The organism is Pseudomonas sp. SJZ077, assembly GCF_007993905.1.
In the GTDB taxonomy this organism is placed as follows: Bacteria; Pseudomonadota; Gammaproteobacteria; order Pseudomonadales; family Pseudomonadaceae; genus Aquipseudomonas; species Aquipseudomonas mandelii.
Window position 1 is genome coordinate 159,243 of the sequence record NZ_VIUJ01000007.1, and the last position, 26,682, is coordinate 185,924.

Genomic DNA, 26,682 nt, shown 5'->3' on the forward strand with positions numbered 1-26,682 from the left:
GTTCATTCGCGGTATCCTGCGCGTTCTGAATACGGACGCTTTTCCATGCTGGTGATTTCCAACAATGTGCATCTGCCGGATGCCGAGATCGAGTTGACCGCCATCCGCGCGCAAGGCGCCGGTGGGCAGAACGTCAATAAGGTCTCCAGCGCCATGCACCTGCGCTTCGACATTCCGGCCTCGTCCTTGCCCGAGTTCTACAAGGAACGGCTGCTGGCGCTGCGTGACAGTCGCATCACCAGCGATGGCGTGTTGATTATCAAGGCCCAGCAATACCGCACGCAGGAAGCCAATCGCGCCGATGCGCTGGAGCGGCTGGTCGAGTTGATCCTCAGCGCCACCAAAGTCGAGAAGAAACGCCGCCCGACCAAGCCGACCCTCGGTTCGAAGAAACGTCGGTTGGAATCCAAGACCAAGCGCGGCAGCATCAAGGCCGGGCGCGGCAAGATCGATTTCTAGCGAGCGTCGCGCCCTTCGCGGTACTTTTCACTCAAGTGCTTCGGCGCCTGCCGGTACAAATAAACGCTCAGCGCCAAACCGCTCAATGCAGCAATCGCGGCGAACAGGAAGATCGAGGCAAAGCCAAACCCTGCAGCAATCGCACCGGCCAGCGGCCCGGTAATCCCCAGCGACAAATCGATGAACAGCGAGTAAGCCCCGACCGCAGCACCGCGACTGGAGGCCGGCACCAGGTTGACCGCTTCCACGCCCAGCGCCGGGAACACCAGCGAGAAGCCGAAACCGCTCAATGCCGCACCGGCCAGTGCCCAATGTGCATCCGGCGCCAGCCACAGCAGCAGCAGCCCCAGGGTTTCCACCGACAGGCAGGCAATCGCCACGCGAAAGCCGCCGAGGCGGTTGATCAGGTTGCCGAACAGCAATCGCGCGCCGATGAAACTGGCGCCGAACAGGCTCAGGCACAGCACCGCGTTGTCCCAGTGCTGTGTGGCGTAATACAGCGTGATGAAGGTGGCGATGGTGCCGAATCCGATCGAGCCCAGGGCCAGGCCGGAACCATGGGGCAGCACCCGTCCCAGCACATGCATGAACGGCAGCCGTTCACCGACCACAATCGGCGCGGCGGTTTTTGGCCAGGCCAGTGCCAGGCCAAGGACGGCCAGCAGCACGATGCTCACGCCCATGCTCCACAAGCCCAGTTGACTGACCAGCAACACACCCAACGGCGCGCCGACTGCCAGTGCGCCGTAACTCGCTATGCCGTTCCAGGAGATGACTTTGGCGGTGTTCGCCGCGCCGACCCGGCCGATGCCCCAACCAATCGAGCCGGAGCCCACCAGGCTTTCCGCGCTGCCGAGCACCAGGCGGCCGATCAGCAGGCTGATCAGGCTCAGCATCGGCAGGCTTTGGGTCCAGGCTGAAATCAGCATGAACACGCCGCTCAAACCGCAACCGGCGAGACCGTACATCACCGCGAGTTTGCTGCCCTTATTGTCGATGATTTTCCCGGCATAAGGGCGGCTGAGCAGGGTGGCCAGGTATTGCACGCTGATCACCAGCCCCGCGATTACTGCGCCGAAGCCGAGATCGCTGTGGACGTAGCCGGGCAATACGGCGAGGGGAATGCCGATGTTCAGGTAGCCGATGAAGGTAAAGAGAACGATGGAAACGACTTGCAGCGTGACCGCCAGGGGGCGCTGGTTTTCAGACATGGGTAAAGGTCCACGGGAAAGCAGGATAGATAGGCAGCTTATGATAGCGGCGCGAGCGTCCGTGGGGCGTGGAAAAGTAAAACTATTTGCCGTGCGGGGGGTTAATCAGGGTTTTTCGGGGGCGACCAGTTGCGTCGTGACCAGGGCGGCCAGGGCGTTTTCTTCGGTGCCGAAACGGGCGAGCAACGCGGCTTGTTTCTCGGGGGAGAGGCGATTCCAGATCTCGATCATCTTCTCGGCGGTGCCGATCAGGACGCTGGCCTGGGTCTCTGTGAAGTCGTCGGTCATGGTAGGCAGCTCAAGGGTTCAGGCGGTGTGGAAAGCGCATGTTAGCGCTTTCCACACGGTCTGGCATTGCAGGTGTTTCAGTCTTCGCTGTCGGCCTGGCGGCGTTCAGTGGCTTCTTTCGGCTCGGGCTGTTGGGCACCGGCTTGTTGCGTGGTTGTCTGCTCAGTTTCGTGCAGGCTTGGGAAGGGGAGATTAGGGATCTCGTGCATGGTTCGCGCTCCTCGCAAAGTCTGTTGATAGATCTGGTAGATCCGCGCTTTTAAAAAAGCTTGGGCAGGATACAGCAGGAGAAATGACAAACAGACTTTTATATCCATTTGTTTCGACGGATGGAGTTGTCTAGACAGGTCAGTAGCAGTGACACAAAACCAAGGTGCGAGCCTTCTCGCGAAGGGCCCGGCCAGACCTCACATTTTTTGGCAATGCCATAAAAAAGGCCCGCATGAATAACCATGCGGGCCTTTTGCATTCCAGTCGGTGATCAGTGCTTCGGCTCGTCGTTCGACATTGCCAGCAGCTGTTTTTCCTGATTCCAGTCGAAAGGTTCGTCGTTCTGTTCGGCTTCGAAACGACGCTCTTCCAGTGCCTGGTACAAATCGATTTCATCATCGGGCATGAAATGCAGGCAGTCACCGGCGAAATACCACAACAGGTCGCGCGGGACCAGGTGGGCGATTTGCGGGTAACGGGCGATCACCTGGCCCAGAATGTCCTGGCCCAGGTATTGGCTTTCGATCGGGTCGACCGGCAGCAACGCACGCAGCTCATCGAAGCGCTCCAGGAACAGGGCATGGCTTTCTTCGGGAACCTGTTCGGCCTCACCTACCGCGACCAGGATGCTGCGCAAGTGGTCGAGCAAGACAAGATGATCGGCAACGACGTTGGACACGAGATAAGTCCTCAAGAGCAAAACGGGCGCAGGAGTATAAAGCTCCTGCGCCCGTTTTTACAGGATCAGCGGACCTTTCCGTCGGCCAGTGCCAGTTCGTCTTTGTCGAAATCATCGACGTCGATGACCTTGCGCCGCGCTACTTCGGCATCACGCAGGGACTGCGCCTCACCCGCTTGCAACACTCCAGCCTCCAGCGCTGCATCGATGACCTGTTCCCCAGCCGCCGGTTTGACCTGACCGCTCTTGAGCGCCACGTGCAGTTTTTTCTGTAACGGCTGCGCCGCGTTCAACAGGTTGCAGGCGTGTTGCAGGGCACCGACCGCGTCGTCTGCCGATTGCGGGCGGTAGCAACCGCCGAGCAATTCTTCGAGGGTTGGATCGCCCTTGGCGCGTCCGATCACTGCGGCGACTTCGGCGCCGAGTTTGTCCGATGGACCTTTGTGGCGACGGCCGAACGGGAACACGATCACCCGCAACAGGCAACCCAGCACCTTGTTCGGGAAGTTGCTGAGCAATTCATCCAGCGCACGCTCCGACTGGCCAAGGCTTTCTTCCATGGCCCACTTGAACAGCGACGCCATGTGCTCCGGCGAATCGAGGTCGTGGTAACGCTTGAGCGCGGCGGAGGCGAGGTACATGTTGCTGAGCACATCCCCAAGACGCGCCGACAGGCGTTCGCGACGTTTCAGTTCACCGCCCAGCAACATCATGCTGAGGTCGGCAAGCATGGCAAACGCAGCCGCCTGTCGATTAAGCGCACGGAAGTAACCCTGACTGAGCTTGTCACCCGGCGAATGTTCCAGGTGCCCGAAGCCGAGGTTCAACACCAGCGTGCTGGCGGCGTTGCTCACGGCGAAACCGATGTGCTTGAGCAGCAGGCCATCGAATTCGGTGAGTGCCTGATCCTTGTCTTCACGGCCGGCGAGAGCCATTTCTTTCAGCACGAACGGATGGCAGCGAATGGCGCCCTGACCAAAGATCATCAGGTTGCGCGAGAGGATGTTCGCGCCTTCCACGGTGATGAAAATGGGCGCGCCATTCCAGCTGCGACCGAGGTAGTTGTTCGGCCCCATGATGATCGCCTTGCCGCCGTGAACATCCATGGCGTGGCTGATGCACTCGCGGCCGCGTTCGGTGAGGTGGTACTTGAGAATCGCCGACAGCACCGACGGTTTCTCGCCCAGGTCCACCGCGTTGGCGGTCAGCATTCGGGCGGCGTCCATCATCCAGGCGTTGCCGCCGATGCGTGCCATGGCTTCCTGAATACCTTCGAACGCCGACAGTGGAACGTTGAACTGCTCACGAACCTGTGCGTACTGACCGGTGACCAGGCTGGTGAACTTGGCCGCACCGGTGCCGACCGCCGGCAGGGAAATCGAACGCCCGACTGACAGGCAGTTCATCAGCATCATCCAGCCCTTGCCGAGCATTTCCTGGCCGCCGATGAGAAAGTCCAGCGGCACGAAGACGTCCTTGCCGGAGTTCGGGCCATTCATGAAGGCGGCACCCAGCGGCAGATGGCGGCGGCCGATCTCGACACCGGCGGTGTCGGTCGGGATCAGCGCCAGGCTGATGCCCAGGTCTTCCTTGTCACCCAGCAAATGGTCCGGGTCATAGGCCTTGAAGGCCAGGCCGAGGAGGGTGGCGACCGGGCCCAGCGTGATGTAGCGCTTTTCCCAGTTGAGGCGCAGACCGAGGGTTTCCTTGCCTTCCCATTCACCTTTGCAAATGACCCCGGTGTCGGGCATGGCGCCAGCGTCGGAGCCGGCCAGTGGGCCGGTCAATGCGAAGCACGGGATATCGTCACCCCGGGCCAGCCTTGGCAGGTAATGGTTGCGTTGTTCGTCGGTGCCGTAATGCAGCAGCAGTTCGGCCGGGCCCAGCGAGTTAGGGACCATTACGGTCGACGCGAGGTCGCCACTGCGGGTTGCCAGTTTCATCGCCACCTGGGAGTGGGCATAGGCCGAGAAGCCCTTGCCGCCAAACTCTTTGGGGATGATCAGCGCGAAGAAGCCGTTCTCCTTGATGTGGGTCCAGGCTTCGGGCGGCAGGTCCATGTCTTGCCCGATCTGCCAGTCGCTGACCATGGCGCAGAGCTCTTCGGTCGGGCCGTCGATAAAGGCCTGTTCCTCTTCACTGAGCTGCACTTTTGGATAGGACAGCAACTTGTTCCAGTCCGGGCGACCGCTGAACAGTTCGCCATCCCACCACACGGTCCCGGCGTCGATCGCATCGCGCTCGGTTTGCGACATTGGCGGCAGGGTTTTCTGGAACCAGCTGAACAGCGGCGCGCTGAAGAATTTGCGACGCAGGTCGGGCAGCAACAACGGCGCCGCGACGGCTGCAATCAACACCCAGAAAACCAGCAGCAGCCAGCCTGGCGCGCGACTGAAGGCCCCCATCGCGACGATATAGGCAGCGACGATGCACAGGGCGGGCAGGGGGGCGATGCGACGGTGGGCTAAATAAGCTATCCCGACAACCAGAACCAGTATCCACAACAGCAGCATATTTAATCCTCCGTGAACCAGGGCAAAACCAACCTTCAGAGCTTAGACGGCATCCGCAAAACAGGGTGGTCGGAGCGAGGTGATTGAATTCGTGGGAAACCATCGATGAGTTTTGTAGGTTGGGTTGGCAACACGCCCGGGAAATCGTTCGTTTCCTACGCGGCAATACGCCCATGTTTGGCCGAAACGTCGTTATCTCTGTGCTGAAGGTGTCGTTAGACTCGTGGCTTCCCCAGGAGATTGTTCTCATGCACGAGTATCTGAGTCCCGGCCGCTTCATCGATAGTGACCACCCCTCGGTGGTGGAGTTCGCCGAAAAACACCGGGGCGCCAGTCGCGATCCGCTTGAGCAGGCGATCAATCTCTATTACGCGGTGCGCGAGGCCGTGCGCTACAACCCCTACACGTTCAGTCGCGACCCGGATACGTTGCGCGGCAGTTATGCCTTGGCGGCCGGGGAAAGTTATTGCGTGCCCAAGGCCACGCTTCTGGCCGGTGCCGCGCGACATTGCGGGATCCCTGCGCGGATCGGTCTGGCGGACGTGCGCAATCACCTGTCGACCCCGCGTTTGCTCGAGTTGCTCAGAAGCGATGTGTTCGCCATGCACGGTTATACCGAGCTGTATCTGAACGGTCGCTGGGTCAAGGCGACGCCGGCCTTCAACCAGCAACTCTGCGAACTGTTCAATATCGCGCCGCTGGAGTTCGACGGCATCAACGACAGTGTTTTCCATCCCTTCAACCGTGACGGCGAGCAGCTGATGGAGTACCTGGTCGACCACGGCCAGTTCACCGACGTGCCTGAGACGTTCTTTTTCGAGCACCTGGAAAAGTGCTACCCGCATCTGTTCAGCGACACATTGCCGGCGTTGCTGGGTGACATGCAGAGTGATTTGAGCCGCGCCTGATCCGGCGTATGCTGCCTGCGCATTCATCCATAAAGAGGCGGTCATGCTGAAGATCTGGGGTCGGAAAAATTCGTCGAATGTCAGAAAGCCATTGTGGGCCGCCGAGGAGTTGGGCCTGGCCTATGAAGCCATCGATGCGGGCGGCGCGTTTGGCGTAGTCGATACGCCGCAGTATCGTGCGATGAATCCCAACGGTCGTGTGCCGGTGATCGAAGACGACGGCTTTGTGCTCTGGGAATCCAACGCCATCGTGCGTTATCTGATGGCCAGTCGCGCCAATGGCACCGCGTGGTACCCGACGGATCTGAAGGCTCGCGCCGCTGCCGACAAGTGGATGGACTGGACCACCTCCAGTTTTGCCGGCCCGTTCCGCACGGTGTTCTGGGGCGTGTTACGCACACCTGAAGACAAGCAGGACTGGACCGCCATCAACGCCGCAATCAAGGAGTGCGATGATCTGTTGGCGATGGCGAACCAGGCGTTGGCGGCCACACCGTATCTGTCCGGCGACGAAATCGGCATGGGCGACATTCCCCTTGGCAGTTTCATTTATGCCTGGTTCGAGATGCCGATCGAGCGTGCACCGCAGCCGCATCTTGAAGCCTGGTATGCACGACTGAAACAGCGTCCGGCGTATAAAAAAGCCGTTATGACCGCGTTGACTTAATACTCACTATCGACACACTTGACTGTACTTGTTTGGCGGCGACAAGCACCATTGCGCTCGTGCGCCGCGGTTGCATTGCTCGCCGCCCGCCCATAGTTATCCCTTTCTTCCCTTCTTGGTGCGTAAATCCGATATGAGTTCCGCTCTGTCCATCCGGCAGCTAACCAAAACCTACGGCAACGGTTTCCAGGCCTTGAGTGGTATCGATCTGGACGTCGCCGAAGGTGACTTTTTCGCCTTGCTCGGCCCTAACGGTGCCGGCAAATCCACGACCATCGGCATTCTCTCGACCCTGGTGAACAAGACCAGCGGCACGGTGAATATCTTCGGTCACGACCTGGACAAGGAGCCGGCAGCGCTCAAGCGTTGCATCGGCGTGGTGCCCCAGGAATTCAACTTCAACCAGTTCGAAAAAACCTTCGACATCGTCGTGACCCAGGCCGGTTACTACGGCATCCCGCCGAAGATCGCCAAGGAACGCGCCGAGCAGTATCTGACCCAGCTCGGGCTGTGGGACAAACGCGATGTGCCATCGCGTTCGCTGTCCGGTGGCATGAAGCGTCGCCTGATGATCGCCCGCGCACTGGTCCACGAACCGCGCCTGCTGATCCTCGATGAACCGACCGCGGGTGTGGACATCGAACTGCGTCGCTCGATGTGGACCTTTCTCACCGAGCTGAACCAGAAAGGCATCACCATCATCCTCACCACTCATTACCTGGAAGAGGCTGAGCAGTTGTGCCGCAACATCGGCATCATCGACCACGGCACGATTGTCGAGAACACCAGCATGAAACAGCTGCTCGGCCAGCTGCATGTGGAAACCTTTCTGCTTGATCTCAAGAACACGCTGAACGTCGCGCCGCAGTTGCTCGGTTATCCGACCAAGCTGCTCGACAGCCACACACTCGAAGTCCAGGTCGACAAGGCCATGGGCATCACCGCGCTGTTCACCCAGTTGGCGCAGCAGAACATCGAAGTGCTGAGCCTGCGTAACAAAACCAATCGCCTCGAGGAGTTGTTCGTGTCCCTGGTGGAGAAAAATCTGTCGAAGGTGGCGGTATGAGTTCCGAGCTGCAACCCAACCTCGTTGCCCTCAACACCATCGTTTACCGCGAGGTGAAGCGCTTTACCCGGATCTGGCCGCAGACCCTGCTGCCGCCGGCCATCACCATGGTCCTGTACTTCGTGATCTTCGGTAACCTGATCGGTCGACAGATTGGTGATATGGGTGGCTTCACCTATATGGAATACATCGTGCCGGGCCTGATCATGATGTCGGTGATCACCAACTCCTACGGCAACGTGGTGTCGAGTTTCTTCGGCAGCAAGTTCCAGCGCTCCATCGAAGAATTGATGGTGTCGCCGGTATCGCCGCATACGATTCTGATTGGCTACACCCTGGGCGGCGTGCTGCGGGGCTTGATGGTCGGGTTGATCGTGACGCTGTTGTCGCTGTTCTTCACCGAATTGCAGGTGCATCACCTGGGCGTGACCATTCTGGTGGTGGTGCTGACGGCGACGATCTTCTCGCTGCTGGGCTTCATCAACGCCGTGTTTGCACGTAACTTCGATGATATTTCGATCATCCCGACCTTCGTGCTGACACCCCTGACGTACCTGGGCGGGGTGTTTTACTCGATCAGCTTGCTGCCGCCGTTCTGGCAGACCGTGTCCCTGGCCAACCCGGTGCTGCACATGGTCAACGCCTTCCGTTACGGCATTCTTGGCGTTTCGGACATCAGGATCAGCGTGGCGATTACTTTCATGTTGGTGGCGACCGTCGTTCTATACATCGGTTGTGCGCGGCTGCTGGTCAGTGGGCGCGGGATGCGTACCTGAGAAAGACCGCGTCGCCTGCTTCGCGGGCAAGCCTCGCTCCTACAGTTCACCATCAGACCTGTAGGAGCGAGGCTTGCCCGCGAAGGCGTCAGCTCAAACACCATAAAAAAACGGCCTCCAACAATGGAGGCCGTTTTGCATTTACTGCATCCGGTTTCTCTTGCGCCGCTTCCACTGCCGCCCAACCCACCAGCGCCAATACATCATCACCAGGCAATAGGCGAGGGCGCCCAGCACCAGTCCCGTCACCACTGAACCCAGCAAAAACGGCTGCCACAAGGTGGAAAGCTCGCCACTGATCCATTCCCACGTCAGCTCGTCCGGCAAATGCCTGGCCGGCACGTCCATTAACCACGCTCCCGTCTGATAGGTGCAGAAGAACACCGCTGGCATCGTAATCGGGTTGGTCAGCCAGACCAGGCTGACGGCGATGGGCATGTTGCCCCGCACGACGATCGCCAGAATGGCAGCGACCAGCATCTGCAACGGAATGGGCAGGAAGGCCGCGAACAGGCCCACCGCCATGGCCCGTGCGACGGAATGACGATTGAGGTGCCAGAGGTTCGGGTCATGCAGCAGGGTGCCGAGAAAGCGTAAGGATTTGTGTTCCCTGATGCTGGTCGGGTCTGGCATGTAACGTTTGAATAAGCGCCGGGGCATAAGGCTTCTCGGTCGGTTAAGGCGGCAAGTATGTCTGGATTCTATGAACCGCCCATTCAGACTTTGTGACAATTAATAACCGTGTGCGTGCAGTCGGGCAGCTATGCCTAGGGTGGGACTCTCAAGGACGGGCTTATGCGCACAGGGATGATGGCGCTGGCGTTGGGTTTGCTGGCCCTGCGTTTTTTACCGGTTTTACCGCCGGTCTGGTTATGGATGTTGCTGCCGGTCGTGGGTTTGATGCTGTTGCCGTTTCGTACTCACCCGTTGGCGTTTTTTCTGTTCGGCTTCAGTTGGGCGTGCGCGAGTGCGCAGTGGGCGCTGGATGATCGCCTGTCGCTGACGCTCGATGGCGAGACTCGTTGGATCGAAGGTCGGGTGACGGGCCTGCCGCAGAATGCCGAAGGGGTGGTGCGCTTCGAGTTGACCGACAGTCAGTCCCGAAGCACCCGGCTGCCCCGGCATCTGCGCCTCGCCTGGTATGACGGACCGCCCGTCAACAGCGGCGAACGGTGGCGGCTGGCGGTCAAGTTGAAGCGTCCTGCCGGGCTGCTCAATCCGCATGCCTTTGACTACGACGCCTGGTTGCTGGCACAACGCATCGGCGCTACCGGTACGGTCAAGGATGGCCATAGGCTGGCCGCCGCCCAATGGGCCTGGCGTGACAGCATTCGGCAGCAATTGCAGGCCGTCGATGCCCAAGGCCGGACGGGGGCGCTGATCGCATTGGTGTTGGGCGACGGCGGCGGGCTGAGTCGCGAGGACTGGCAAGTGCTGCAAGACACCGGCACGGTGCATCTGCTGGTGATTTCCGGGCAGCACATCGGGTTGCTGGCGGGGCTGGTGTATCTGCTGATCGCCGGGCTGGCGCGCTATGGTCTGTGGCCGAGCCGTTTGCCCTGGCTGCCATGGGCCTGCGGACTGGCGTTTGCCGCTGCGCTGGGTTACGGGTTGCTGGCCGGTTTTGAGGTGCCGGTGCGCCGGGCCTGCGTGATGATCGGTCTGGTGTTGTTGTGGCGGCTAAGGTTTCGGCACCTTGGCGCCTGGTGGCCGCTGTTGCTGGCGCTCAATGGCGTTTTACTGCTCGACCCGCTGGCGAGCCTGCAACCGGGGTTCTGGTTGTCCTTCGCAGCGGTGGCGGTGTTGATCTTCACCTTCGGTGGGCGTCTGGGGCCGTGGCGTTGGTGGCAAACGTGGACCCGTGCGCAATGGCTGATCGCGATCGGACTGTGCCCATTGCTATTGATACTTGGCTTGCCGATCAGCGCCAGCGGACCAGTGGCCAATTTGTTGGCGGTGCCCTGGGTCAGTCTGGTGGTATTGCCGCCAGCCTTGCTCGGGACGTTGTTACTGCCCGTCCCTTATGTGGGCGAGGGGTTGCTGTGGCTGGCGGGCGGTCTGGTCGACCTGTTGTTCAAGGGGCTGGCCTTGATGGCCGGGCGATTCCCCGCCTGGGTGCCGGTCGCGGTGCCGGTGTGGATTTGGGCGCTCGGTACGCTGGGGGCCTTTCTTCTATTACTGCCTAAAGGGGTGCCGTTGCGCCCGTTGGGTTGGCCGCTGCTGCTGTTGCTGGTTTTTCCACCTCGCCCGATGCTTGCCGAAGGCGTCGCCGAAGTCTGGCAACTGGACGTCGGCCAGGGCCTGGCCATCCTGGTGCGCACCCGCCATCACACCTTGTTGTATGACGCCGGGCCGCGTTTTGGCGATTTCGACCTCGGCGAGCGGGTGGTGCTGCCGTCATTGCGCAAACTGGGCGTGTCCGGGATCGACCTGATGCTGCTCAGTCACGCCGACGCCGATCACGCCGGCGGTGCACGTGCGGTTGCCAACGGATTGCCGGTGGCGCGGGTCCTGAGCGGTGATCCCGAGGCGCTGCCAGCCGAATTGCGCGCCGAAGGCTGTGAAAGCGGCCGGCAATGGACCTGGGACGGTGTGGACTTCCGGCTCTGGCAATGGACATCCGCCGCCGACAGCAATCAAAAATCCTGTGTCTTGCAGATCGAAGCCAATGGCGAGCGATTGTTGCTGACCGGTGATATTGATGCGGCAGCCGAGCGGGCATTGCTCGACAGTCCGCTTGCCGTGCCGACCGATTGGCTGCAATCGCCTCACCACGGCAGTCGCAGTTCCTCTTCGATGGCGCTGCTCGCCGCGTTGCAACCCAGGGCTGTGCTGATTTCCCGGGGCCAGGGCAATTCCTTTGGCCACCCGCATCCCACCGTCATGGCGCGCTATCAAAAACGCGGCATGGCGATCTACGACAGCGCCACCCACGGCGCCATTCGTCTGCAACTGGGACGGTTCAAGCCGCCATGGACGATGCGTCTGGATCGGCGTTTCTGGCGCGATCCGCCACCGTTGGGCCCATAACCGCCAGTTATGAAAGCCCGACCGGATGCGACATCACGGTCTTCGGTGCATCCGGCCCCTATGTTAGAGTGGCGCACTTTTTCGAGGGGGCTGTCACTGTGTGGGAATTGGTCAAATCCGGCGGCTGGATGATGCTGCCGATCATTCTGAGTTCCATCGCGGCAATGGCGATCGTCGCCGAGCGTCTCTGGACCCTGCGAGCCAGCCGTGTGACCCCTGAGCATTTGCTCGGGCAGGTCTGGGTGTGGATCAAGGACAAACAGCTCAACAAAGAAAAACTCAAGGAACTGCGCGCCAACTCACCGTTGGGCGAGATCCTGGCGGCGGGCCTTGCCAACTCCAAACATGGTCGCGAGATCATGAAAGAGTGCATCGAAGAGGCCGCCGCACGGGTGGTTCATGAACTCGAACGCTATATCAATGCGCTGGGCACCATCGCCGCCATGGCCCCATTGCTGGGCCTGTTGGGTACGGTGCTGGGCATGATCGACATTTTCAGCGCGTTCATGGGCACGGGCATGGGCACCAATGCCGCGGTGCTGGCGGGCGGTATCTCCAAGGCGCTGATCACTACGGCCGCTGGCCTGATGGTCGGTATCCCGGCAGTATTCTTTCACCGATTCCTGCAACGCCGGATCGATGAGCTGGTGGTGGGCATGGAGCAGGAAGCGATCAAACTGGTCGAAGTGGTTCAGGGCGACCGTGATGTGGACCTGGCCGAGGGCAAAGCGTGAAATTCCGCCGCAAACCGCGGGAAACGGTCGACATCAACCTCGCGTCGCTGATCGACGTGGTGTTTATCCTGCTGCTGTTTTTCGTGGTCACCACTACGTTTACCCGTGAAACCCAGTTGCGCGTCGATCTGCCGGAAGCGGTCAGCGGTTCGCCTGCCGAAGACCAGCAGGTCAAGCACCTGGACGTTGCCATCAGTGCCGAAGGCGCGTTCTCGGTGAACAATCAGCTATTGCCGAAGAACGACCTCGCGACGCTGATGGAGGCGCTGCAAAAAGAATCCAATGGCGACACCAACCTGCCGCTGTCCATCAGCGCGGATGGCAAGACTCAGCATCAGTCGGTCATCACCGCCATGGACGCCGCCGGCAAGCTGGGTTTCAGCCACCTGCGCATGACCACGGTCGAAGCGGCACCGCCCGCGCCCTGATGGCCATGTCCGATCGCTTGCTCGCCGCGTGGTACCAAGGTCATCCGGCCCTGAAACTGTTGCAGCCACTGGAGTGGCTGTACCGGCGCATCGTCATGAACAAGCGCAAGCGCTTTCTGGCGGGCGAGGGCGAGATCTATCAGCCGCCCGTGCCGCTGATCGTGGTCGGCAATATCACCGTCGGCGGCACTGGCAAGACGCCGCTGATTCTGTGGATGATCCAGCATTGCCAGCGCAGTGGTTTGCGGGTCGGGGTGGTCAGTCGCGGTTACGGCGCCAAACCGCCGCAATTGCCGTGGCGCGTCGAGGCCGATCAAAGCGCGGACATCGCCGGCGACGAACCGCTGTTGATCGTCCAGCGCACGGGCGTGCCATTGATGATCGACCCGGATCGCAGCAGCGCCGTCAAAGCGCTGCTGGCGAGTGAACCGCTGGATCTGATCCTCTCTGATGACGGCATGCAGCATTACCGGCTGGCCCGGGACCTGGAACTGGTGTTGATCGACGCCGCCCGCGGCCTGGGCAACAAACGCTGCCTGCCGGCCGGTCCCTTGCGTGAACCGGTCGAACGCCTTCAGAGCGTCGATGCCGTGCTGTACAACGGCGCCGCCAATGATCGCGAAAACGGTTTTGCCTTCCAGCTGCAACCTACCGAACTGGTCAACCTGCAAAGCGGTGAGCGTCGCCCCCTCGACCACTTCCCCGCAGGTCAGGCACTGCACGCCGTGGCCGGGATCGGCAATCCGCAGCGTTTCTTCACGACCCTCGAAACGCTACACTGGCAGCCAGTGCCGCATGCGTTTGCCGACCACGCCGAATACAGCGTTCAGGCCTTGAATTTCACACCGTCATTGCCGTTGGTGATGACCGAAAAGGACGCGGTGAAGTGCCGTGCCTTCGCCGCCGCCGATTGGTGGTACCTGGCGGTCGATGCTGCGCCATCGCCGGCTTTCGTGGCCTGGTTCGATACGCAGCTGATGCGCCTGTTGCCGGCTCGTCTTTTGCCTTAACTCCGTTCTTACCCAGGGAATGCTCATGGACACCAAATTGCTCGACATCCTCGCTTGCCCGGTCACCAAAGGCCCCCTCAAACTCAGCGCCGACAAGACCGAGCTGATCAGCAAGGGCGCCGGCCTGGCTTACCCGATTCGCGATGGCATCCCGGTGATGCTCGAAACTGAAGCCCGCACCCTGACCACCGACGAGCGCCTGGATAAATGACCACAGCCTTTACCGTTGTCATTCCATCGCGTTATGCCTCCACCCGTCTGCCGGGCAAACCGCTGCTGCTGATCGCCGGCAAGCCGATGATCCAGCACGTCTGGGAGCAGGCGAGCAAAAGCAGTGCCGAGCGTGTCGTGGTCGCCACTGACGACGTGCGCATTGTCGAGGCGTGCAAGGCGTTTGGCGCCGAAGTGGTGCTGACCCGCGAAGATCACAATTCCGGTACCGATCGCCTGGCCGAAGTCGCCGCGAAACTGGGCCTGGCCGCCGACGCCATCGTGGTCAACGTCCAGGGTGACGAACCGTTGATTCCGCCGAGTGTGATCGATCAGGTGGCTGCCAACCTGGCCGCCCACGCCGAAGCGCGCATGGCCACCCTGGCCGAGCCGATCGAAGACGTGGAAACCCTGTTCAATCCCAACGTGGTCAAGGTTGTCAGCGACCTTAATGGCTTGGCGCTGACCTTCAGTCGTGCCACGTTGCCGTGGGCCCGCGACGCGTTCGCCAAAAGCCGCGAGCAATTGCCGGAAGGCGTGCCGTACCGCCGCCACATCGGCATCTATGCCTACCGCGCCGGTTTCCTGCATGACTTCGTCAGCTGGGGCCCGTGCTGGCTGGAAAATACCGAATCCCTGGAACAGCTGCGTGCCCTGTGGCACGGCGTGCGGATTCACGTCGCTGACGCACTGATCGCACCGCCCACCGGTGTCGACACCGTCGAAGACCTCGAGCGCGTCCGTCGCCTGCTGGAGGCCTGATGCGCGTTCTGTTCGTGTGCCTGGGCAACATCTGTCGCTCCCCGACGGCCGAAGGCGTGCTGCGGCATAAATTGCGCGAGGCGGGGCTGGCCGATCACATCGAAGTCGCCTCCGCCGGCACCGGTGACTGGCACGTCGGCAAGGCGCCGGACAAACGCAGCCAGGCCGCCGCCAGACTGCGCGGTTACGACCTGTCCGCCCAACGCGCACAGCAAGTGACCCGCGCCGATTTTTCCGCCTACGACCTGATACTGGCGATGGACAACAGCAACCTGCGCCACCTCAAGGCCCTGCAACCGGCCAAGGGCAAAGCCGAGCTGGACCTGTTCCTGCGTCGCTACGAGTCAGAACTCGATGAAGTGCCGGATCCGTACTACGACGGGGACCAAGGCTTCGAGCAGGTGCTGGACCTGATCGAACGCGCCAGTGATCGACTGGTGATCGAATTGAAGGGGCGGTTATGAGTTTGCAAGTTCAACCCCGGGTTTCGCTCAAGTCGTTCAATACGTTTGGTGTCGACGTTCAGGCCCGGTTGTTCGCCGAGGCCCACAGCGACGCCGATGTGCGTGAAGCCCTGGCGTATGCGTCGGCCCATGACGTGCCATTGCTGGTGATCGGTGGCGGCAGCAACTTGCTGCTGACAGCTGATGTCCAGGCGCTGGTGCTGCGCATGGCTACGCGCGGGATTCGGATCCTGAGCGATAACGGCAGCAAGGTCGTGATCGAAGCCGAGGCGGGCGAGCCTTGGCATCCGTTCGTGCAACACACCCTGGCGCAGGGGTTGTCGGGGCTGGAGAACCTCAGCCTGATTCCCGGCACCGTGGGTGCGGCGCCGATGCAGAACATCGGTGCCTATGGCGTCGAGATCAAGGACGTGTTCGCCGGCCTGACCGCGCTGGATCGCCAGAGCGGCGAGCTGCGGGATTTCACCCTGGAAGAATGCAACTTCGCCTACCGTGACAGCCTGTTCAAACAGGAACCGGGGCGTTGGTTGATCCTGCGCGTGCGTTTCACCCTAAACCGCGCCGCGCACCTGCACCTGGAATACGGCCCGGTTCGCCAGCGCCTGACCGAGCAAGGCATCGATCAGCCGACTGCCACCGACGTCAGCCAGGCGATCTGCAGCATACGCAACGAAAAGCTCCCGGACCCGGCAGTACTCGGCAATGCCGGCAGCTTCTTCAAGAACCCTCTGGTGCCGACCGCGCTGGTCGCGCAGCTGAAAAGCCGATACCCGGACCTGGTGGCCTACGCGCAACCCGATGGGCAGATGAAACTGGCGGCGGGCTGGTTGATCGAGCGGGCCGGCTGGAAAGGCTTTCGCGATGGCGATGCCGGCGTGCATAAGTTACAGGCGCTGGTGCTGGTCAACTATGGCAGCGCCACCGGCCTGCAATTGCTGCACCTGGCGCAGCTCATTCAGAAAGACATTTCCCAGCGTTTCAACGTCGACCTGGAAATGGAGCCGAATCAGTATTGAGGCTACGCTTTAATGGCTGATCTCAAAGCCCTGCACACCTTAAACTGTGCAGGGCTTTTTTGTTAATGCTGGGTTAACTTAGCCACCTAACGATGCAAGCATTTGCTCCACCAAAGGCCCGATGCAGACGTTTCCGTCCGCGTAAGAGAGCCTCTTAGCCTGAGCCGATCTGCATGATGCCAACCGCCAAGTCTCGGCGGCAGATTGCTCGACCCCATAACCTCCAGAAATATGCGGGCGTGCCCATGATTACCCTGAAGCTCAATGGTCAAGACCATCAACTCGACGTCACCGAGGATATGCCGCTGCTCTGGGCAATCCGCGACGTGGCCGGTTACAACGGCACCAAATTTGGCTGCGGCATGGGCCTGTGTGGTGCCTGCACCATTCATATCGAAGGCGCTCCGGCGCGCAGTTGCATCACGCCGATCGGTTCAGTGGTCGGCCAGAACGTCACCACCATCGATAACCTGCACGTCGACCCGGTCGGGCAAGTCGTGCAGCAAGCCTGGCTCGACAGCGCCGTGGCTCAGTGCGGTTTCTGCCAGGGCGGGCAGATCATGTCAGCGACGGCGTTGCTCAAGACCAACCCGAATCCTAGCGACGCACAGATCGAAGAGGCGATGGTCGGCAATATTTGCCGTTGCGGCACCTATAACCGCATCAAGACCGCCATCCGCCAGGCATCCACTCACCTGAAGGAGGCCAAGGCATGAGCCAGTTACCGAATGATTTTGCGCTGAGCAACCTCAGCCGCCGTGGCTTCCTTAAAGGCGTCGGTGCGACCAGTGCGTTAGTTCTGGTAGCGAGCTGGGGCTGGCAAGACGCTTTTGCCGAAGAAAAAGAGAAAAAATTCGGCGCCGACGGCATGCCCAATGGCTGGATCGATGATCCCAAGGTTTACATCAGCATTGCCGCTGACGGCATGGTGACCGTGGTCTGCAACCGTTCGGAAATGGGCCAGGGTGTGCGCACCAGCTTGACCATGGTAGTGGCCGATGAACTGGACGCCGACTGGGCCATGATGAAAGTGCAGCAGGCGCCGGGTGACGAGGTTCGCTTCGGTAACCAGGACACAGACGGTTCGCGCAGCATGCGTCACTGGTACGAGCCGATGCGTCGTTGCGGTGCCGCCGCGCGAACCATGCTGGAACAAGCGGCTGCCGAGCAGTGGAAAGTGCCGGTCAGCGAGTGCCATGCGCAGCTGCATAAAGTGGTGCACCAACCGAGCGGTCGTGAACTGGGCTACGGCGCTCTGGCCGCCGCGGCGGGTGCGCTGGCAGTGCCGGCCCGTGACAGCCTGCGGCTCAAGCAACCGTCGGAGTTTCGCTACATCGGCAAGGAAGGCACCAAGGCGATCGACGGTGCCGACATCGTCAACGGCCGCGCCATTTACGGGGCCGATGTGCATTTCGACGGCATGCTCTACGCCGTGATTGCGCGTCCGGCGGTTTATGGCGGCACGGTCAAATCCGTCGACTCCAGCGCGGCGATGAAGGTCCCGGGCGTGATCAAGGTCGTTCAGATCGAAGGCCGTCCGCTGCCATCCGAGTTCCAGCCATTGGGTGGCGTGGCCGTGGTGGCCAGCAATACCTGGGCCGCGATCAAGGGCCGCGAAGCGCTGAAAATCGAGTGGGATGACGGCCCCAATGCCAGTTACGACTCGATCGCCTACCGCAAAGAACTGGAAGCCGCGTCCCTCAAACCCGGCAAAGTGGTGCGCAATACCGGCAACATCGACGACGCGATGAAAGGCGCCAACAGTACCCTCGAAGCCTCGTATTACCTGCCGCACCTGGCGCAGGCGCCGATGGAACCGATGGTCGCCATCGCCCGCTTCCAGGACGGTGTGTGCGAGGCCTGGGCCCCGAGTCAGGCGCCACAGGTCACCCGGGAACGGATTGGCGAACGCCTTGGTATTCCGTTCGATAAGGTCACGTTCAATGTCACCTTGCTTGGCGGCGGTTTCGGTCGCAAGTCCAAGCCGGACTTCGTCATCGAAGCGGCGATCCTCGCCAAGGAATTCCCCGGTAAAGCGGTGCGGGTGCAATGGACCCGTGAAGACGACATCCACTGCTCCTACTTCCACACCGTGTCGGCCGAGTACCTGAAGGCCAGCCTGGACAAGGATGGGCTGCCCTCTGGCTGGTTGCACCGCACCGTGGCCCCGAGCATTACCGCGCTGTTCGCCCCGGGCATGAACCACGAGGCGGCTTTCGAGCTGGGCATGGGCTTTACCAACATGGCCTACGCCATCCCCAACGTGCGCCTGGAAAACCCCGAAGCGGCGATTCATACCCGGGTCGGCTGGTATCGCTCGGTGTCGAACATTCCCCACGGGTTTGCGATCCAGAGCTTTGTCGATGAGCTGGCGCACAAGGCCAAGCAGGACCCGCTCAAGTACCAGATCAAACTGCTCGGCCCGGATCGTCAGATCGATCCGCGTACCTTGAGTGAAGAGTGGAACTACGGCGAATCGCCCGAGCGTTATCCGATCGACACCGGGCGGATGCGCACGGTACTGGAAACAGCCGCCAAGGCCGCCGGTTGGGGGCGCGAGCTGCCCAAGGGCCGAGGCCTGGGCCTGGCGGTGCATTACAGCTTCGTCAGCTATGTGGCGGCGGTGATCGAAGTCGAAGTCAAAGACGACGGCACGTTGATCGTGCACAAGGCCGACATCGCGGTGGATTGTGGTCCGCAGATCAACCCCGAACGGATTCGCGCTCAGTTCGAAGGCGCGTGCGTCATGGGCCTGGGCAATGCCGTGGTCGGGGAAATCAGCTTCAAGGACGGCAAGGTGCAGCAGGACAACTTCCACATGTACGAAGTGGCGCGCATGTCGCTGGCGCCGAAGGAAGTGGCGGTGCATCTGGTGACGCCTCCGGGCAATGTGCCGTTGGGCGGAGTCGGTGAGCCAGGCGTACCGCCGATTGCGCCTGCGCTGTGCAACGCGATCTTCGCTGCCACTGGCCAGCGCATCCGCAACTTGCCGGTTCGCTTCCAGCTGCAAGGTTGGCAGAAGGCGCAGGCCTGATGGACAGCGCAGACCTGAACGTCCTGCGCAGCGTGCTGGAATGGCGTCGCGCCGGTCGGCGGGTGGTGTTGTACAGCGTGGTCCAGACCTGGGGCACTGCGCCCCGGGCACCTGGCGCGATGCTGGCGTTGCGTGAAGATGGCGTGGTGATCGGCTCGGTGTCCGGCGGCTGTGTCGAGGATGATCTGATTGCCCGGCTGCACGATGGGCGGATTCCACCTGACGGGCCGCCGGTGCAATTGATCACCTACGGCGTCACCCGCGAGGAGGCCGCACGGTTTGGTTTGCCCTGCGGTGGCACCTTGCGCCTGACCGAGGAGCGGGTCGGCGATCCAGGTTGGGTCGCCGAGTTGCTGGAACGCTGCGAGGCCCATGAAATAGTGGCTCGTTCGCTGGATATTGCGACCGGTGAAGTGATTTTGCAGGCGGCGAACAAAAGCGATGTGCTGAGCTTTGACGGCCACACCCTGCGCGCCATCTACGGTCCGCGTTGGCGGCTATTGCTGATCGGTGCGGGGCAATTGTCCCGGTATGTCGCCGAAATGGCGCGACTGCTGGATTTCGAAGTGCTGATCTGCGATCCGCGCAGCGAGTTTGTCTACGGTTGGGAAGAGCAGCACGGCCGTTTCGTCTCGGGCATGCCGGATGAAGCGGTGCTGACCATCGAGACCGACGAACGCACGGCCATTGTCGCCCTGACCCATGATCCGCGCCTGGATGATATGGCGTTGCTGACCGCTCTGGATTCCAGGGCTTTTTATGTCGGCGCCCTCGGCTCGCGGGTCAACAGCCTGAAGCGGCGGGAAAACCTGGCTCAGCTAGGCTTGTCATCACAGGCCATCGAGCGGCTGCACGGCCCGATCGGTTTGCACATCGGCAGCCACAGTCCCGCGGAAATCGCCTTGTCGCTGCTGGCCGAGATTGTGGCGATCAAGAACGGTGTCGAATTGAAGCAGAAGAAGCCGTTGCAGGAGGTTGTATGAGTGAACCCATCGGCGTCATCGTGCTGGCGGCGGGGCAGGGCAGACGCTTCAGGGAGGTGGCGGGAGCGGACAAGGACAAGCTGCTGGCCGACTGCACGGGGCGAGATGGCGCGGTTCGGTCGGTGATCGAGCACGTGCTGCTGAGTGTGCCGGCCAACCTTGGGAAGCGTGTGCTGGTGACGACCGAAGATCGCCCACAAGTGATGCGCATGGCTCAGGCGTACGGTTTCGAGAGTGTGGAGATCGGGCCTGCCGGGATGGGCGATAGCATTGCCGCCGGGGTGGCGGCGTGTCCAGAGCTCAGTGGCTGGTTGATTGTGCTGGGGGATATGCCGTTTATCTTGCCGTCGAGTATCGAGCGGGTGGTGGCCGGGATTGCGGACGATTGCGTCAGCGTTCCGGTCCGTGCGGGGAAGTACGGACACCCGGTTGGGTTCGGTCGCAGTTTTGGGCCGGGGTTGATGGCGTTATCGGGTGATCATGGGGCCAAGCCGTTGTTTGCGCAGGGCAGGGTGGTTGAAGTGGCGGTGGATGATGCCGGGGTGTTGTGGGATGTGGATGTGCCTGCGGCATTAGTATTTTCCTGACACACCGTCTTGCCCGCGAAGAACGATAACGCGGTCTACTTGCTTTATCTCAGATGTAAAAAAGCCCCGCCTGGATCACCAGGCGGGGCTTTTTAGTGGCCGATGGAATCAGACGAGGGGTTTAGGCTCGTGTTCTTTTTCCAGGGCTTGTTCGTGTTGCTCGACCGCTTCCTGTACGGAGCGCGGTGCTTCTTCGATGACCGATTCGGCAACAGGTGCCGCTTCGATCACTTCAGCCACAACCGGTGCAGGCTCGTCAGCGACAATCGCTTCAACCGGAGCAGCAGCGGCAGCCAGTTCGGCTTCCTTCTGCAGACGCTCTTCTTCACGCTTGCGACGACGCACTTCACGTGGATCGTTCGGTGCACGGCCGCTTGGCGTCAGGGCGCTGACAGGGGCGGCTTCGACTTGCGGTGCAGCCACTTCGGCAACGACCGGCGCCGGTGCTTCAACGACTGGAGCAGGTTCGGCAGCCACAATCACTGGCTCGGACACCATGGCTTCAGCAACCTGAGCTTCAGCAACCGGAGCAGGCGCTTCAACCGCAGCCGGCTCGGCAACCCAGTTGAACGCGGTTTGTTCTTCACGAACTTCGCGGACAGCTTCGGTTACGGTTTCGCTGGAGGTTTCGGCAGCTGGCTCGGCAGCAAACACTGGCTCGGGGGCCGCTTCAACTTCAGGCTGTGCTTCACGAACCGGTGCCACTTCGATTTCCGGAGCCGCAGTGGCTTCTACCGGAGTCGTTGCTTCCACCACTGGCGCTTCGACCGAAGCCGTTTCCAGGGTGGCGGCCGTTGCGCGTTCGGCTTGCTCGTTGGCTTGGGCTTCAGCAGGCGCGCTGATCACGGTGCTGGCAACGGCTGCGGTAACAGCCAGGCCGGCGGCCAGATCGGAAGTGCTTGGCGCTTCGTTGCTTTCGCCCGCTTCGCTGCCTTCGGCGGATTCGGATTCTTCCGAACCTTCGATCACGTTGCCGTTGGCATCGCGTTGACGCTCGCGACGGTTGCTGCGACGACGCTGGCCACGGGAGCGGCGGCGTGGACGATCGCCTTCGGCGCCTTCCTGACCGTCTTCCTGCAGTTGCTCTTCGTTGGTTACCAGTTCTTCTTCGGCAACCGCGGCAGCGGCTTGCTCGGCACGTGGCTGACGTTCTTCACGCGGTGGGCGCGGAGCGCGTTCTTCACGTGGCTGGCGAGCTGGACGCTCTTCAGCGGTCGCAGCAGCGGCTGGAGCGGTTGCATCCAGAGGTTCGCGCAGTTCACGCACGCGTTCTTCACGCTCGCCACGTGGCTTGCGGTCTTCGCGAGGTGCGCGCGGTGCACGTTCTTCACGAGGGGCGCGTGGTGCGCGCTCTTCACGTGGAGCACGTTCTTCGCGGGCGACTACCGGGGTTTCTTCCCGGGTTTCGCGTGGTTGACGCTCTTCGCGTGGCTCACGTGGTGCGCGTTCTTCACGCGGTGCACGTTCCTCACGAGGCTTGCGCTCTTCATCGCGGCGACCGTTACGGTTGCGGCTCTGCTGACGACCGTTGCGACGCTCTTCGTTACGGGCCGGGCGCTCGGTGGTCGCTGGTTTTTCAACCACAACCGGAGCAGCAGGCTCTTCCTTGGTAGCAAACAGGCTGACCAGCGACTTCACCAGGCCTTTGAACAGGCTTGGCTCTGGCACGGCGATCGGTGCAGCAACAGGTGCGGCTGCGACGACTTCGGTCGGAACCGGAGCGTTGGCGCGGGCCGGCGCGGTCTTGACTGCGGCTTCCTGACGAACCAGGGTGCGGGTCGCGGCGGCTGGCTGGACTTCTTCGACTTCGGCAGCGGCTGCTGCGATTTCGTAGCTGGACTGGCCGACTGCGGCTTCCGGGCTGTCATCACGCAGACGCTGAACTTCGAAGTGCGGCGTTTCGAGGTGATCGTTCGGCAGAATGACGATGCGGGCACGGGTGCGCAGTTCGATCTTGGTGATCGAGTTGCGTTTTTCGTTGAGCAGGAAGGCTGCGACCGGAATCGGCACTTGGGCGCGAACTTCGGCGGTGCGGTCTTTCAGGGCTTCTTCTTCGATCAGGCGCAGGATCGCCAGGGACAGCGATTCAACGTCACGGATGATGCCGGTGCCGTTGCAACGCGGGCAAACGATGCCGCTGCTTTCGCCCAGGGATGGACGCAGGCGCTGACGGGACATTTCCAGCAGGCCGAAGCGCGAGATGCGGCCGACTTGCACGCGAGCGCGGTCGGCTTCCAGGCATTCGCGGACTTTTTCTTCCACGGCGCGCTGGTTCTTGGCAGGGGTCATGTCGATGAAGTCGATGACGATCAGGCCGCCGATGTCGCGCAAGCGCAACTGACGGGCGATTTCTTCGGCGGCTTCAAGGTTGGTCTGCAGGGCGGTTTCTTCGATGTCGCTGCCTTTGGTGGCGCGTGCCGAGTTGATGTCGATGGACACCAGGGCTTCGGTCGGATCGATAACGATGGAGCCGCCGGAAGGCAGTTCAACGACGCGCTGGAAAGCGGTCTCGATCTGGCTTTCGATCTGGAAACGGTTGAACAGCGGAACGCTGTCTTCGTACAGCTTGATCTTGCTGGCGTACTGCGGCATCACCTGGCGAATGAAGGTCAGGGCTTCGTCCTGGGCTTCAACGCTGTCGATCAGCACTTCGCCGATGTCCTGGCGCAGGTAATCGCGGATGGCGCGGATGATCACGTTGCTTTCCTGGTAGATCAGGAACGGCGCGGAGCGATCCAGCGAAGCTTCTTTGATGGCGGTCCAGAGTTGCAGCAGGTAGTCGAGGTCCCACTGCATTTCTTCGCTGCTGCGGCCCAGGCCGGCAGTACGAACGATCAGACCCATGTCGGCTGGTGCAACCAGGCCGTTCAGGGCTTCACGCAGTTCGTTGCGCTCTTCACCTTCGATGCGACGGGAGATACCGCCGGCACGCGGGTTGTTCGGCATCAGCACCAGGTAACGACCGGCCAGGCTGATGAAGGTGGTCAGGGCAGCGCCCTTGTTGCCACGTTCTTCTTTTTCGACCTGAACGATGACTTCCTGGCCTTCGCTCAGGACGTCCTTGATGTTGACGCGGCCTTCAGGGGCTTTCTTGAAGTATTCGCGGGAGATTTCTTTGAGGGGCAGGAAGCCGTGGCGCTCAGAGCCGAAATCGACAAAGGCAGCCTCAAGGCTTGGTTCGATGCGAGTAATCCGGCCTTTATAGATGTTGGCCTTCTTCTGCTCGCGTGCACCGGATTCGATGTCCAGGTCGTAGAGGCGTTGGCCATCTACCAGTGCAACACGCAACTCTTCGGGTTGAGTTGCGTTAATCAGCATTCTTTTCATGTAGTACCGTCGGTTTCCGGGCTGCCGGAAACGGCGTTCGGCACACACGACTTCTCATGGTCGGTGTCAGGTGCGTCGGGAGTGGTTGGCCATTCCCGTGTCCAGCGATGTCTGGCCAATTGGGCCGTTATCGCGACTTACGCGTCCTGCTTGCTGTGGCTACTTAAGCACTCAGTCAGGAGGAGGAATCAACCAGCGGCTGTGGACGAGATGAAGCGTCTTGATAAAGCCTATTGCTACACAGTCCAGCGGTTGTGCATCTCCACCCTACACGTATCCCTGATAATTCGGGTGCTGCCGCGCGCAGAATCCGCAGCGGGTTGGCATTTACCGTGAGCTCCGAAGGGGGAGGTCACGCATCATGGCTAATTTAGGCGTTGTTTCCGAAGCGTTCGCTCGGGGTCGTCCTTAGCTGACTGCACTTTGTGAACTGGCCATGAATATTGGCTCGCAAGGGGAGTGAAAACTCTGCTTTGCGGCTTGATTCAGGCCTCATGTCACCTGCGCTTGTTACAGCTGAAAACTCCACCGTTACGTAGCGAAAGCCCCGTAGGACGGCCTCGCGTCCTGGTGAATTGCGTTGGTCAGGGCCGGTTTTTGACCGTTAGTCCGCTGTCCAGGCCGCTTTTGGCGGCGTTCGCGACTATAGCAGCAATGATTAAGTGCTTCAATTCCATAAAAAATTGTTATCATCCGCGGCATGACGACTACTGCCCCTTCGACCCCAGCCGTACAACTGCTGGAGGTCTCGCCGGAATATGCCGGCCAACGTATTGATAACTTCCTTCTCGCTCGGCTCAAAGGCGTGCCCAAGACCTTGATTTACCGCATTTTGCGCAAGGGCGAAGTGCGAGTGAACAAAGGTCGGATCAAGCCCGAATACAAGCTGCAGGCGGGCGATATCGTGCGCGTGCCGCCGGTTCGCGTGCCTGAACGCGACGAGCCGGTGCCGCTGGCCCAAGGCCTGCTGCAACGCCTCGAAGCCTCGATTGTGTTCGAGGACAAAGCGCTGATCGTGATCAACAAGCCTTGCGGCATTGCGGTTCATGGCGGCAGCGGCCTGACTTATGGGGTGATCGAAGCCTTTCGTCAGTTGCGTCCCGATTGCAAGGAGCTCGAACTGGTTCACCGTCTCGACCGTGATACCTCCGGCCTGTTGATGATCGCCAAGAAACGCAGCATGTTGCGCCACTTGCACACGGCCTTGCGCGGCGATGGCGTCGACAAGCGCTATATGGCGCTGGTCCGTGGTAACTGGGCGGCTTCGATCAAGCAGGTCCGCGCGTCGCTGGGCAAGAGCAATCTGCGTTCCGGCGAGCGTATGGTCGAGGTCGACGAGGAGGAGGGCAAGGAGTCTGTGACCGTGTTCAAGGTCCTGCGCCGCTTCGGCGACTTTGCCACCCTGATCGAGGCGAGGCCGATTACCGGCCGGACCCACCAGATTCGCGTCCATACCTTGCATGCCGGGCATTGCATCGCTGGCGACACCAAGTATGGCGACGAAGGTTTCAGTAAGGAAATTCGCGATTTGGGCGGCAAACGCCTGTTTCTGCACGCCTACCTGCTGACTGTGCCGCTGCCCGATGGTGGCGAGCTGAAATTGCAGGCGCCGGTGGATGAAATGTGGGCCAAGACCGTGGAGCGCCTGAGTGCACCCCTCTGATTACAAACTGCTGATTTTCGATTGGGACGGCACGCTTGCTGACTCCATTGGTCGGATTGTCGAGGCGATGCATGTCGCGTCCGAACGGTCCGGGTTTCAGCTGCGCGATGATTTTGCCGTCAAAGGCATTATCGGTCTGGGTCTGCCTGAGGCCATTCGCACGTTGTACCCCGATATTGGCGATGCCGAGCTGATTGCGTTCCGCCAACACTATGCGGATCACTACATCGCCGCAGAGGCTGTGCCTTCACCGCTGTTCGAGGGTGTGCTCGAGTCGATGGAGGCGTTTCGCGCCGAGGGTTATCATCTGGCTGTGGCCACGGGCAAGGCGCGTCGCGGGCTGGATCGGGTGCTGAAAGCCCATGGCTGGGAAGATTATTTCGATATCACCCGCGCCGCCGACGAAACCGCCAGCAAGCCCCATCCGCTGATGCTTGAGCAGATTCTTGCGCATTGCGAGGTTCGCCCGCAGCAGGCACTGATGGTGGGCGATTCGTCCTTCGACCTGCAGATGGCGCGTAACGCCGGTATGGATTCGGTGGCAGTCAGTTATGGCGCGCAATCGATCGACGCGCTGAAGCTGTTCGAGCCGCGACTGGCCATTGATCGTTTTTCAGAATTGCATGCCTGGCTGGGTCAGCGGGCTTAACGGGTTTT

General features: G+C 61.1%; 26 protein-coding genes. 19 read left to right on the forward strand and 7 right to left on the reverse strand.

What is annotated here, in order from left to right; all coding sequences use genetic code 11:
* Positions 1-45: 45 nt before the first annotated feature.
* Entirely contained in the window at positions 46-459 is a 414-nt protein-coding gene (arfB, locus tag FBY01_RS13210) for an alternative ribosome rescue aminoacyl-tRNA hydrolase ArfB (RefSeq protein ID WP_010461917.1), read from the forward strand.
* Here the strand turns inward: arfB and FBY01_RS13215 are convergent.
* From FBY01_RS13215 to FBY01_RS13230, 5 genes are all read right to left on the reverse strand, one after another.
* On the reverse strand, positions 456-1,670 hold the full coding sequence (locus FBY01_RS13215) for an MFS transporter (RefSeq protein ID WP_145308056.1): 1,215 nt from the start codon (positions 1,668-1,670) through the stop codon (positions 456-458). The genes arfB and FBY01_RS13215 overlap by 4 nt on opposite strands.
* A gap of 105 nt (positions 1,671-1,775) precedes the next feature.
* Positions 1,776-1,958 carry a hypothetical protein gene (locus FBY01_RS13220; protein ID WP_145308054.1) on the reverse strand — a complete coding sequence of 61 codons (183 nt, stop codon included), beginning with the start codon at positions 1,956-1,958 and terminating at the stop codon, positions 1,776-1,778.
* Between the two features lie 77 nt (positions 1,959-2,035).
* On the reverse strand, positions 2,036-2,167 hold the full coding sequence (locus FBY01_RS31830) for a hypothetical protein (RefSeq protein ID WP_010461912.1): 132 nt from the start codon (positions 2,165-2,167) through the stop codon (positions 2,036-2,038).
* 272 nt (positions 2,168-2,439) lie between these two features.
* Positions 2,440-2,847, reverse strand: coding sequence for a PA2817 family protein (locus FBY01_RS13225; RefSeq protein WP_145308052.1), 408 nt, complete (start codon positions 2,845-2,847; stop codon positions 2,440-2,442).
* Positions 2,848-2,912: 65 nt separating this feature from the next.
* Positions 2,913-5,360, reverse strand: coding sequence for an acyl-CoA dehydrogenase (locus FBY01_RS13230; protein ID WP_145308050.1), 2,448 nt, complete (start codon positions 5,358-5,360; stop codon positions 2,913-2,915).
* Positions 5,361-5,608: 248 nt separating this feature from the next.
* Here FBY01_RS13230 and FBY01_RS13235 point away from each other — a divergent pair, with 248 nt between their 5' ends.
* The 4 genes from FBY01_RS13235 (at position 5,609) to FBY01_RS13250 (ending at position 8,777) form a co-directional block, all read left to right on the forward strand.
* Positions 5,609-6,268, forward strand: coding sequence for a transglutaminase family protein (locus FBY01_RS13235; RefSeq protein ID WP_145308048.1), 660 nt, complete (start codon positions 5,609-5,611; stop codon positions 6,266-6,268).
* 43 nt (positions 6,269-6,311) lie between these two features.
* Entirely contained in the window at positions 6,312-6,935 is a 624-nt protein-coding gene (locus FBY01_RS13240; protein ID WP_010461904.1) for a glutathione S-transferase family protein, read from the forward strand.
* A 133-nt stretch (positions 6,936-7,068) separates the two neighbouring features.
* Positions 7,069-8,001, forward strand: a complete 933-nt coding sequence (locus tag FBY01_RS13245; RefSeq protein WP_010461902.1) for an ABC transporter ATP-binding protein — start codon at positions 7,069-7,071, stop codon at positions 7,999-8,001.
* Positions 7,998-8,777, forward strand: a complete 780-nt coding sequence (locus tag FBY01_RS13250; RefSeq protein WP_010461900.1) for an ABC transporter permease — start codon at positions 7,998-8,000, stop codon at positions 8,775-8,777. The genes FBY01_RS13245 and FBY01_RS13250 overlap by 4 nt, the downstream gene beginning before the upstream one ends.
* Before the next feature lie 141 nt (positions 8,778-8,918).
* Here the strand turns inward: FBY01_RS13250 and FBY01_RS13255 are convergent, their stop codons facing one another.
* Entirely contained in the window at positions 8,919-9,437 is a 519-nt protein-coding gene (locus FBY01_RS13255) for a DUF2062 domain-containing protein (RefSeq protein ID WP_010461897.1), read from the reverse strand.
* A gap of 135 nt (positions 9,438-9,572) precedes the next feature.
* On the opposite strand from FBY01_RS13255, the gene FBY01_RS13260 reads away from it, so the two are divergent.
* From FBY01_RS13260 to FBY01_RS13315, 12 genes are all read left to right on the forward strand, one after another.
* Complete coding sequence (locus FBY01_RS13260) at positions 9,573-11,807, forward strand: DNA internalization-related competence protein ComEC/Rec2 (protein WP_145308046.1); 2,235 nt, start codon at positions 9,573-9,575, stop codon at positions 11,805-11,807.
* Between the two features lie 98 nt (positions 11,808-11,905).
* Complete coding sequence (locus FBY01_RS13265; protein ID WP_010461893.1) at positions 11,906-12,541, forward strand: MotA/TolQ/ExbB proton channel family protein; 636 nt, start codon at positions 11,906-11,908, stop codon at positions 12,539-12,541.
* A complete protein-coding gene (locus tag FBY01_RS13270) occupies positions 12,538-12,969 on the forward strand; it encodes a biopolymer transporter ExbD (protein ID WP_010461891.1) in 432 nt (143 codons plus the stop codon). The genes FBY01_RS13265 and FBY01_RS13270 overlap by 4 nt, the downstream gene beginning before the upstream one ends.
* A complete protein-coding gene (lpxK, locus tag FBY01_RS13275) occupies positions 12,969-13,979 on the forward strand; it encodes a tetraacyldisaccharide 4'-kinase (RefSeq protein WP_077748005.1) in 1,011 nt (336 codons plus the stop codon). Before FBY01_RS13270 ends, lpxK begins: the two co-directional genes overlap by 1 nt.
* Before the next feature lie 25 nt (positions 13,980-14,004).
* A complete protein-coding gene (locus FBY01_RS13280; RefSeq protein ID WP_010461887.1) occupies positions 14,005-14,190 on the forward strand; it encodes a Trm112 family protein in 186 nt (61 codons plus the stop codon).
* A complete protein-coding gene (kdsB, locus tag FBY01_RS13285; protein WP_077748004.1) occupies positions 14,187-14,951 on the forward strand; it encodes a 3-deoxy-manno-octulosonate cytidylyltransferase in 765 nt (254 codons plus the stop codon). Before FBY01_RS13280 ends, kdsB begins: the two co-directional genes overlap by 4 nt.
* A complete protein-coding gene (locus FBY01_RS13290; protein WP_010461884.1) occupies positions 14,951-15,415 on the forward strand; it encodes a low molecular weight protein-tyrosine-phosphatase in 465 nt (154 codons plus the stop codon). Before kdsB ends, FBY01_RS13290 begins: the two co-directional genes overlap by 1 nt.
* The gene (gene murB, locus FBY01_RS13295; RefSeq protein ID WP_145308044.1) at positions 15,412-16,431 is read left to right on the forward strand and encodes a UDP-N-acetylmuramate dehydrogenase; all 1,020 of its coding nucleotides are present in this window, start codon (positions 15,412-15,414) and stop codon (positions 16,429-16,431) included. Before FBY01_RS13290 ends, murB begins: the two co-directional genes overlap by 4 nt.
* A 245-nt stretch (positions 16,432-16,676) precedes the next feature.
* Complete coding sequence (locus tag FBY01_RS13300) at positions 16,677-17,147, forward strand: (2Fe-2S)-binding protein (protein WP_010461879.1); 471 nt, start codon at positions 16,677-16,679, stop codon at positions 17,145-17,147.
* Positions 17,144-19,465, forward strand: a complete 2,322-nt coding sequence (locus FBY01_RS13305) for a xanthine dehydrogenase family protein molybdopterin-binding subunit (RefSeq protein ID WP_145308042.1) — start codon at positions 17,144-17,146, stop codon at positions 19,463-19,465. The genes FBY01_RS13300 and FBY01_RS13305 overlap by 4 nt, the downstream gene beginning before the upstream one ends.
* Positions 19,465-20,448 carry an XdhC family protein gene (locus FBY01_RS13310; protein WP_010461876.1) on the forward strand — a complete coding sequence of 328 codons (984 nt, stop codon included), beginning with the start codon at positions 19,465-19,467 and terminating at the stop codon, positions 20,446-20,448. Before FBY01_RS13305 ends, FBY01_RS13310 begins: the two co-directional genes overlap by 1 nt.
* The gene (locus FBY01_RS13315) at positions 20,445-21,035 is read left to right on the forward strand and encodes an NTP transferase domain-containing protein (RefSeq protein ID WP_145308040.1); all 591 of its coding nucleotides are present in this window, start codon (positions 20,445-20,447) and stop codon (positions 21,033-21,035) included. Before FBY01_RS13310 ends, FBY01_RS13315 begins: the two co-directional genes overlap by 4 nt.
* A gap of 108 nt (positions 21,036-21,143) precedes the next feature.
* Here the strand turns inward: FBY01_RS13315 and rne are convergent, their stop codons facing one another.
* Entirely contained in the window at positions 21,144-24,362 is a 3,219-nt protein-coding gene (gene rne / locus FBY01_RS13320) for a ribonuclease E (protein WP_145308038.1), read from the reverse strand.
* 700 nt (positions 24,363-25,062) lie between these two features.
* On the opposite strand from rne, the gene rluC reads away from it, so the two are divergent.
* Together rluC and FBY01_RS13330 are read left to right on the forward strand one after the other, a co-directional pair.
* The gene (gene rluC, locus FBY01_RS13325; RefSeq protein WP_010461871.1) at positions 25,063-26,025 is read left to right on the forward strand and encodes a 23S rRNA pseudouridine(955/2504/2580) synthase RluC; all 963 of its coding nucleotides are present in this window, start codon (positions 25,063-25,065) and stop codon (positions 26,023-26,025) included.
* A complete protein-coding gene (locus tag FBY01_RS13330; RefSeq protein ID WP_145308035.1) occupies positions 26,012-26,674 on the forward strand; it encodes an HAD-IA family hydrolase in 663 nt (220 codons plus the stop codon). Before rluC ends, FBY01_RS13330 begins: the two co-directional genes overlap by 14 nt.
* Positions 26,675-26,682 lie beyond the last annotated feature (8 nt).